A 7,698-nucleotide genomic window follows, 5' to 3' on the forward strand; every position below is an offset into this window, starting at 1 on the left:
GATCACTGCTGCAGGCTGAGGAAGCGGCGGAACCGCAGCAGGCTGACGAAGAAGGCGCCCGCGCCCATGGCGAGGATGGCCAGCGTCTCCGGCCAGACGGTCTCCAGACCGGCGCCGCGCGACAGGATCGCCTGGGTCAATGCCACGTAATGCTTGGTCGGCAGCAGCTGCACCGCCATCTGCAGCCAGTCCGGCATCGCTTCCAGGGGCGTCAGCGCCCCGGACAGCAGATGCATCGGCATCTGCACCAGCATGAACAGCAGGGCGAACTGCGCCATCGAGCCGGCAAGCGTGGCCAGCGCAATGCCGAGCGCGGCAGCGACGAAGATGAAGGCCGCCGTCTCAGCGAAAAACAGCACCAGCGACCCCGCGATCCGCATGCCCAGCAGGCCCTGCAGCACCGCCAGCAGGCTGGCCATCGACAGCAGCAGGATCACGCCGCCATTGGCGAGAATCTTGGCCAGCATGATCTCGGCGGCATGCACCGGCATCACCAGCAGATGCTCCAGCGTGCCGCGCTCGCGCTCGCGCATCACGGCCGCACCGGTCAGCAGGATCGCCAGCATGTTGATCACCTGCAGCAGGGCCATCGCACCGGTGAACCAGGTGGATTCCACCGTCTGGTTGAAGGCAATGCGCAGGTTGAGGCGCACCGCATCGGTGCTGCTGGCGCCGGGATGCAGGAAGCGCGCGATCTCGCCGGCGACGATCGACTGGATGTAGCTGCTGCCGATGCCGGCCTGCATGATCGCCGTGGCATCGATCAGCAGCTGCAGCTCGGGCCGGCGACCGGCCTGAACATCGGCCTGGAAATCCGGCGGGATGTTCAGCACGAAGGTGAAGCGCGCCTGGTCCATAGCGCGATCGACCGCATCGGGCGCCACCGCCACCGGTGCCTGGAAACGCGGCGGCATAAAAGCCTCGGCAATGCGTTCGGACAGCGTCGAGCGATCCTCGTCGATGATGCCGAGCGAGGCGCGCACCAGATCGTGCGAGGTGCCGGTGGCCTGGGCATAGACCATCAGGCTGAAGGCATAGAGCATGAAGGCGAACAGCACGCGGTCGCGGAACAGGCTGGTGATTTCCTTGCCGGCCAGCAGCAGCACGGCACGCAGCGAGGGCATCCGCATCATGCCTCCTGCTTGCGCAGGAACAGCCAGGCCATGGCCAGCAGAACCGGCCAGAAGGCCGCCGTCGACAGGATGAAGGGCAACAGGTCGGTGAAGCCCAGGCCTTTGGTGAAGGCGCCGACGCTGGTGCGCAGGAAATAGGTGGCGGGAAACAGCGAGCCGATCAGCCGCGCACCGCCCTGCAGGGTCGAGACCGGCTGCAGCAGGCCGGAGAAATGCACCGTCGGCATGATGGTGAGCACGGCGGTGCCGAACAGGGCCGCCACCTGGCTCGATGTGAAACAGGAGGTCAACAGGCCGATCGCGGTGCTGGCCAGCACATAGAACAGGCCGCCCAGCAGCAGGCCGATCAGGCTGCCTTTCAGCGGCACGCCGAAAACGAACACCGCCATGGCGATCAGCAGCAGCACGTTGACATAGGCCAGCGCGACATAGGGCAGCTGCTTGCCGAGCAGGAATTCGATCTTGCGCACCGGCGTCACGTAAAGGTTGGTGATCGAGCCGCGTTCGCGTTCCGACACCACGCCCAGCGCGGCCAGGATGGCGGGGATCAGCATCAGCATCATGGCAAACAGCGCCGGCACCATGGCATCCAGGCTGCGGAAGGCCTGGTTGTAGCGGAAGCGCGGCACCACGGTGGCCGGCTGCACCAGACTGGCGCCCTGCTGCCGCGCCAGGTCGGCGAGAAAGCCATTATGCACGCCGTTGACATAGCCCTCCACGGTCTCGGCGCGGAACGGCATGCCGCCGTCGATCCAGACCGAGACATCGGCCTGGCGGCCGCGCCGCAGGTCGGCGCCGAAGCCGGGCGGAATTTCCACCGCCACCACGATGCGGTTGCCGCGCAGCCGCTGCAGCAGCGTATCGCCATCCGGCAGATCGCTCTGGCGCTGGAAATACGACGAGCCGGAGAAAGCCTCGACATAGGCACGGCTTTCCGGCGTGGCATCGCGGTCCAGGGCGGCAAAGGTGATGCGGTCGACATCGAAGGTGATGCCATAGCCGAACATCAGCATCAGCAGCAGGGTGCCGCCCAGCGCGAAGGCGAGCCGGATCGGATCGCGCATCAGCTCGATCCCTTCGCGCCAGGCATAGGCCAGCAGGCGCTGCAGCGAAAACAGGCCGCGACGCGGCGGCGTGCTTTCCATTGCGGCAGCGGCGATGCCGCTCGTCACGATCGCCTCGGCCTTGCGGCCGCCCAGTTCCATATAGGCGATGAAGGCGTCTTCCAGGCTGGCGGCCTGCTGCGCCGCCTGCAGCTCCTGCGGTGTGCCGGTGCCGATCAGGCGACCGGCATGCATGAAGGCGACGCGGTCGCAGCGCGCGGCCTCGGCCATGTAATGCGTGGAGATGAAAATAGTGACGCCGCGTTCGCGCGACAGCCGCACCAGCTCCTGCCAGAAAATCGCGCGCGCCACCGGGTCGACGCCGGAGGTCGGCTCGTCGAGGATCAGGATTTCCGGATCATGCACGATGGCGACCGCCAGCGACAGGCGCTGGCGCAATCCCATCGGCAGCGCATCGGCCACCGTCTCCAGTTCCGGTTGCAGATCGAAATGCCGCGCCAGCGCCAGGATGCGCGTGGCCGCGGCCTTGCCGTCCAGCCCGTAAAGGCCGGCATGCAGCACCAGATTCTGCCGCACCGTCAGTTCGCCATAGAGCGAGAAACTCTGCGCCATGTAGCCGATGCGCCGGCGTAGCGAGAAATCCCGCGCCGTCACCGGCTGGCCAAACAGCCGGCCCTCGCCTTCACTGACCGGCAGCAGGCCGGTCAGCATCTTCATCGTGGTGGTCTTGCCGCAGCCGTTGGAACCGAGGAAGCCGAAAATCTCGCCGCGCCGGATCGCCAGGTCGACGTGATCGACAGCGGTGAAATCGCCGAACCGGCGCGTCAGGCCATGCGCCTCGATCACCAGCTCCCCATCGCCGGCACCCGGCGCCACCGCAGCAGCAGCAGCCGTCAGGCCCGCGCGCCGCTCCGGCGGCAGCAGGGCGATGAAGGCCGGTTCCAGACCCGGCTGCCCGGTCTGCGCCTTCAGCGCTGCCGGGCTGCCGGATGCCAGGATGCGGCCGCGATCCAGCAGCACGACATGATCGAAGCGCTCGGCCTCGTCCATCGTCGAGGTGGCGACCAACAGGGCAAGCTGCGGCCGACCCTGGCGGATGGTATCGATCAGGTCCCAGAACTGCCGGCGCGACAGCGGATCGACGCCGGTGGTCGGCTCGTCGAGGATCAGCAGGTCCGGGTCATGCACCAGCGCGCAGCACAGGCCGAGCTTCTGTTTCATGCCGCCCGACAGTTTCTGCATCAGCCGGTCGGCGAAGGGGGCGAGGCCGGTGGCCTCCAGCAAAGCCGGAATGCGCCGCGCCTGCTCGGCGCGGTCATGGCCGAACAGGCGGGCGAAGAAGGCAATATTCTCGCGCACGGTGAGGCCGGCATAGAGGTTGCGGCCCAGACCCTGCGGCATATAGGCGATGCGCGGCTGCACGGAATCACGCGCGCGGCGGTCGGCCAGATCGGCATCCAGGGCCAGGATGCGGCCCTGCTGCAGCCGGCGCACGCCGGCCGCCAGCGCCAGCAGCGTCGATTTGCCGACACCGTCGGGGCCGACCAGTGCCAGCGTCGCACCCGGTGCAATCGACAGGCTCACATCCTGCAGGGCGATGGCTTTGCCGTAATGGTGGCTGACGGAATCGATCAGCAGGCCACCGCCTGTCATGGCGCCGTCGATTTCCGTGTCAGGTCGGACTCGAGCCAGGCGGGCCAGGTCGCCTGCGGATCGAGACGAACATAGGCCATGCCGGTCAGGCCGGTCTTCACCTGGTCGAGATGCTGCTGCACCAGCTGCTGCGGCACGCGCGCCTTGACGCGGAACATCATGCGTTCGCGCTCGCTGCGGGTTTCCACCTGTTTCGGCGTGAACTGCGCCTGGGCCGAGACGAAGGAGACCTGCGCCGGCACCGCCAGGCCGGGCGCCGCATCCAGCAGCAGCCGTGCCTCCGAGCCGATGGCGACGCGACCGGCCGCCGGTGCCGGCAGGAAGAAGGTCATGTAGACATCGGACAGGTCGAGCAGCGTGGCGACCTTGCCGCCGGTGCCGAGCACTTCGCCCACTTCGGCAAGGCGGAACAGGATGCGGCCGGATTTCGGCGCCGTCAGCGTGCCGTCCTGCAACAGGTCGCGGATGCGGTCGGCTTCGGCTTCGGCCACCTTGATTGCCGCATCGGCGCTGCCGCGCTTGCTCTCGCTGGCGGCCAGCGCGGCTTCGGCCGTGCGGCGGATGTTGCGCTGCTGGTCGACCTTCTGTTCGGAAACGAAATTCTTGCCCGAGAGGACGAGGGTGCGCTGCAGTTCCTTGTCCGCCAGGGTCAGTTCGCTCTGGCGCTGGCGGATCTCGGCCAGCACCTGGTTGCGCTGCTGCTGAGCCTGCGCGATCTGCGCCTCGGCCGAGCGCAGCTGGGCCGCCAGATCGCGGGTATCCAGCAGGGCCAGAATTTGTCCGGCCTTGACCAGATCGCCTTCATCGACGCGGATTTCCAGGATACGCGCGGCATATTTGGTGGCGATGTCGATTTCGTTGGCCTCAATGCGGCCATTGCCCGAAGCAAAGCCTGGCGGCAGCACCGCACGGCCGCGCTGCAGGTACCACGAGCCGGCGCCGACCGCGGCGACGATCACCAGAACTGCCAGAATCCAACGCCGCATCACTCGTCCTCATCACAAGCCCTGGCCAAGTCCCGCCGGCTTGGCCGCAGCTTGGGCAACACCGCGCTTTGCCGCATTGCGATAAATCAAGTGATCCGGCGTGCAGATGCTGTCGTGACATAACCGGAAAGTAATGCGCAGAAGCTGGCCGGGATCGTTAGGGTCCGGCTTCCTCATGGTACATCCCGTTTTCATACCCACTCTGTCCCTGCCCGCCGCTTTGCGCGGGAGCTGGCATGTCGTGCGCGCGGCCGAAAGCGGGGATGACTGGCATCCGCAAGTCCGGCACCTGCTGTATCACTGGTTGCGCTCCTGCAGCACCGATGGCCGGCTACCGACGCGTCAGCTGCTCGAATGCCCCGGATTGACAGATCTCCTGCCGCATCTGTGGCTGCTCGATGTTGATCGCAATCCCTGGCGTTTCCGCTACCGGATGGCCGGCGCCGCATTCACCAGCCTGATCGGCTGCACTGTCGGCGACAGCTGGTATGATGAAGTCCGGCCGCAGGCCTGGTCTGCCAACCGCAGCCGCCTGATTGCCACCGCGCGCGATGGCATGCCGACCTGGCGCCGCGGTGCCGCACAGCAGGAAGCCGATACCTATGTCTCGAATGATCGCGAGATCGAAAACCTGATGCTGCCGATCGCCAGCGACGGCGTCACGGTTGATGCCATCCTGGGCATCACCATGCCCTTACAGCCGGTGGCGCTGGCAGACGACACTCTGGTGGTGCAATAGCCACTGTTTTCCCGATCCGGACGCCGAGGGGGGCACCGGGGCGGCAGCGCATTGCGAGGCAGCGCTGCGAAGCCGCCCCGGACGTTTCCGGTCTTGTGCCGGCCGGCGTTACGCCGGGGCCACGGCTGCGCGGTTACGCTCTTTCAGGCCGCCGATGAAGGCGCGGATCGCCGGTTGCACGGCGGCAAACAGCGGATCGTCGCGCCGCTTCAGCATCACTTCGGAAAACAGCTTGAGCCCGATGCCGAGCGAGGCCGCCTCGTCCTCGGCATACTGGCCGCTGGCGCGGATGCGCGCGACAATGCCGATGATTTCGTCGTGATTGATCGTCTCGAAGCTCAGCGCCGGCTGGATTTCCACGCCCTCGCGCGGCGTGCCGACATGCTCGATGGTAACGCGATAGCGGTGTCCCCGCATGATATGTCCTTTCCAGGCGATGTCGCCGGAGTCAATGTTGCCCATCAGCGCCCCCCCGCACTGCATTTGCTGGTGCGGCCTACTGGCCGCGGATCTCCTTGGCGGCGCGCACCAGGATGTCGATGATGCGGCGCTGTTCCTCGGGCGAGGCATCGTCCTTGTCGAACAGCGCAGCTTTCAGGTGGTGGCGCGCGGCGCGCAGCGAGGACGACGGGTCTTCGCTGCCATGGTGGCCATGACGACCGCGCCGCATGTCATCCTCCTCGACCGCAGCGCTGCCGCCGCGGAAGAACTGCTTGGCGCGCGCGATACGCTCGCCGATCTTGGCCAGCTGCGCCATCATGGTGTCGGCATTGACGCGGTTCTCGGCCAGATAGTCGCGGCCGGCCTGGGTCAGGCTGTACAGCTTCTTGGCGCCATCGGCCGCCACGCTGGTATGGCCGATCTCTTCCAGATAGGTCAGTGCCGGATAGATCACGCCGGGGCTGGGCGCATAGAAGCCCGAGGTGTGTTCCTCCAGCGCCTTGATGATCTCGTAGCCATGGCGCGGGCGCTCTTCCAGCAGCACCAGGATCAGCAGCTGCAGATCGGCGGCCGAGACCACGCGGCTGGCGCGGAAGCCATGCCCGCCCAGGCTGTCATCGCCGGAGCTGAACAGGGCCGCCGCCAGGCGGCCACGGAAATGGCGCCGGCCGCCGCCCTTGTGCATGCAGCGATGCTCGCGGAAGGCATTGATAATATTGGGATTCATTAGATACTCGCTCATTCGATAGCCTCATTTGACATATCTTAAGATATGGTTTGCGATATCGCAGGTCAAGAGGTGTTTTCCACAGGCGTGATGAAATCTGCCTCAACACAACGTGTGTTGCCCCTGCCGAGCCGACAGCGAGACTGGCTGCCTGCTCATCCAGTCAAACGGTCACCCGATGAAAATCCTGCTTGCCGCCTGCGCCCTGCTTGTGTTCGCCGTCACCGATCTGGCGGCGCAGGACGCGCCGCGCCGCCTGCGCGCGCAGATCGACAGCGTCGATGGCCAGATGGTCGGCCTCACCACGCGCGAGGGCGAGAAGATCAAACTCGCACTCAGCCCGGCCGCCACCGTCACCGCGCTGGTGCCAGCCACGCTCGATGCGATCAGGCCGAACAGCTATATCGGCACGGCGGCGATGCCGCAGCCCGATGGCACACTGGTGGCGCTGGAGGTGCATATCTTCACCGAGGCGCAGCGCGGCGCCGGCGAAGGCCATCGCCCCTGGGATGGCGGCGGCGCGGGCTCCGGCAGCACCATGACCAACGCCACTGTCAGCACCGTGATGGCGGCCCGGGCGGATGCGCGCGGTCGCATGCTGACCCTCACCTGGCCCGGCGGCGACAAGCAGGTGCTGGTGCCGGCCGGCGTGCCGGTGGTGGCCTTCGCGCCCGGCGAGCGCGCCCTGGTCAAACCCGGCAACCATGTGCTGGTGCTGGCCACAAAGGGCGCCGATGGCAGCTACAGCGCCGACCGCATCACCGTGGGCCGCGACGGGCTGGTGCCGCCGATGTGAGAAGGAAAGGCTGGTGCCCGCTGCCGGACTCGAACCGGCACGGCCTCGCGGCCTCGGGATTTTAAGTCCCGTGCGTCTACCAATTCCGCCAAGCGGGCAGGCGCCTTCTGTCTACGCGGCAGGGGGTGCCGGGGTCAATTGTCGGGCTGCAATACAGGG

Annotated in this window: 7 protein-coding genes and 1 tRNA gene; 2 read left to right on the forward strand and 6 right to left on the reverse strand. The window is 66.8% G+C overall.

Translation table 11 applies throughout. The features are described from left to right. Positions 1 to 2: 2 nt before the first annotated feature. The 3 genes from AAG799_RS12495 to AAG799_RS12505 are packed head-to-tail and all read right to left on the reverse strand — an operon-like array spanning position 3 to position 4,836. Positions 3 to 1,133 (reverse strand): ABC transporter permease, encoded by a 1,131-nt coding sequence (locus tag AAG799_RS12495; RefSeq protein WP_341896325.1) that lies wholly within the window; start codon positions 1,131 to 1,133, stop codon positions 3 to 5. Beyond that, positions 1,130 to 3,850: a ribosome-associated ATPase/putative transporter RbbA gene (gene rbbA, locus AAG799_RS12500; RefSeq protein ID WP_341896327.1), complete on the reverse strand. Its 2,721-nt coding sequence runs from the start codon at positions 3,848 to 3,850 to the stop codon at positions 1,130 to 1,132. The genes AAG799_RS12495 and rbbA overlap by 4 nt, the downstream gene beginning before the upstream one ends. After that, entirely contained in the window at positions 3,847 to 4,836 is a 990-nt protein-coding gene (locus AAG799_RS12505) for an HlyD family efflux transporter periplasmic adaptor subunit (protein WP_341896329.1), read from the reverse strand. The genes rbbA and AAG799_RS12505 overlap by 4 nt, the downstream gene beginning before the upstream one ends. 241 nt (positions 4,837 to 5,077) lie before the next feature. On the opposite strand from AAG799_RS12505, the gene AAG799_RS12510 reads away from it, so the two are divergent. After that, entirely contained in the window at positions 5,078 to 5,575 is a 498-nt protein-coding gene (locus AAG799_RS12510; RefSeq protein ID WP_341896331.1) for a PAS domain-containing protein, read from the forward strand. 108 nt (positions 5,576 to 5,683) lie between these two features. Here AAG799_RS12510 and AAG799_RS12515 read toward each other — a convergent pair whose 3' ends face one another. Together AAG799_RS12515 and AAG799_RS12520 are read right to left on the reverse strand one after the other, a co-directional pair. Continuing rightward, a complete protein-coding gene (locus tag AAG799_RS12515; RefSeq protein WP_341896333.1) occupies positions 5,684 to 6,037 on the reverse strand; it encodes a DUF3861 domain-containing protein in 354 nt (117 codons plus the stop codon). A 34-nt stretch (positions 6,038 to 6,071) separates the two neighbouring features. Further along, entirely contained in the window at positions 6,072 to 6,758 is a 687-nt protein-coding gene (locus tag AAG799_RS12520) for a PadR family transcriptional regulator (RefSeq protein WP_341896335.1), read from the reverse strand. 163 nt (positions 6,759 to 6,921) lie between these two features. Here AAG799_RS12520 and AAG799_RS12525 point away from each other — a divergent pair, with 163 nt between their 5' ends. Next, positions 6,922 to 7,539, forward strand: a complete 618-nt coding sequence (locus tag AAG799_RS12525) for a hypothetical protein (RefSeq protein WP_341896337.1) — start codon at positions 6,922 to 6,924, stop codon at positions 7,537 to 7,539. An 11-nt stretch (positions 7,540 to 7,550) separates the two neighbouring features. On the opposite strand, the gene AAG799_RS12530 is transcribed toward AAG799_RS12525, so the two are convergent. Then, positions 7,551 to 7,637 (reverse strand) — tRNA-Leu (locus AAG799_RS12530). Between the last annotated feature and the right edge of the window lie 61 nt (positions 7,638 to 7,698).

Origin of the sequence: Ferrovibrio terrae (assembly GCF_943371255.1) — a bacterium.
Lineage (GTDB): Bacteria > Pseudomonadota > Alphaproteobacteria > Ferrovibrionales > Ferrovibrionaceae > Ferrovibrio > Ferrovibrio terrae_B.

What these genes read in the sequence shown, in the direction of transcription:
- AAG799_RS12495 (WP_341896325.1), bottom strand. Translation starts at nt 1,133, where the DNA reads ATGATGCGGATGCCCTCGCTGCGTGCCGTGCTGCTGCTGGCCGGCAAG.
- rbbA (WP_341896327.1), bottom strand. Translation starts at nt 3,850, where the DNA reads ATGACAGGCGGTGGCCTGCTGATCGATTCCGTCAGCCACCATTACGGC.
- AAG799_RS12505 (WP_341896329.1), bottom strand. Translation starts at nt 4,836, where the DNA reads ATGCGGCGTTGGATTCTGGCAGTTCTGGTGATCGTCGCCGCGGTCGGC.
- AAG799_RS12515 (WP_341896333.1), bottom strand. Translation starts at nt 6,037, where the DNA reads ATGGGCAACATTGACTCCGGCGACATCGCCTGGAAAGGACATATCATG.
- AAG799_RS12520 (WP_341896335.1), bottom strand. Translation starts at nt 6,758, where the DNA reads ATGAGCGAGTATCTAATGAATCCCAATATTATCAATGCCTTCCGCGAG.
- AAG799_RS12525 (WP_341896337.1), top strand. Translation starts at nt 6,922, where the DNA reads ATGAAAATCCTGCTTGCCGCCTGCGCCCTGCTTGTGTTCGCCGTCACC.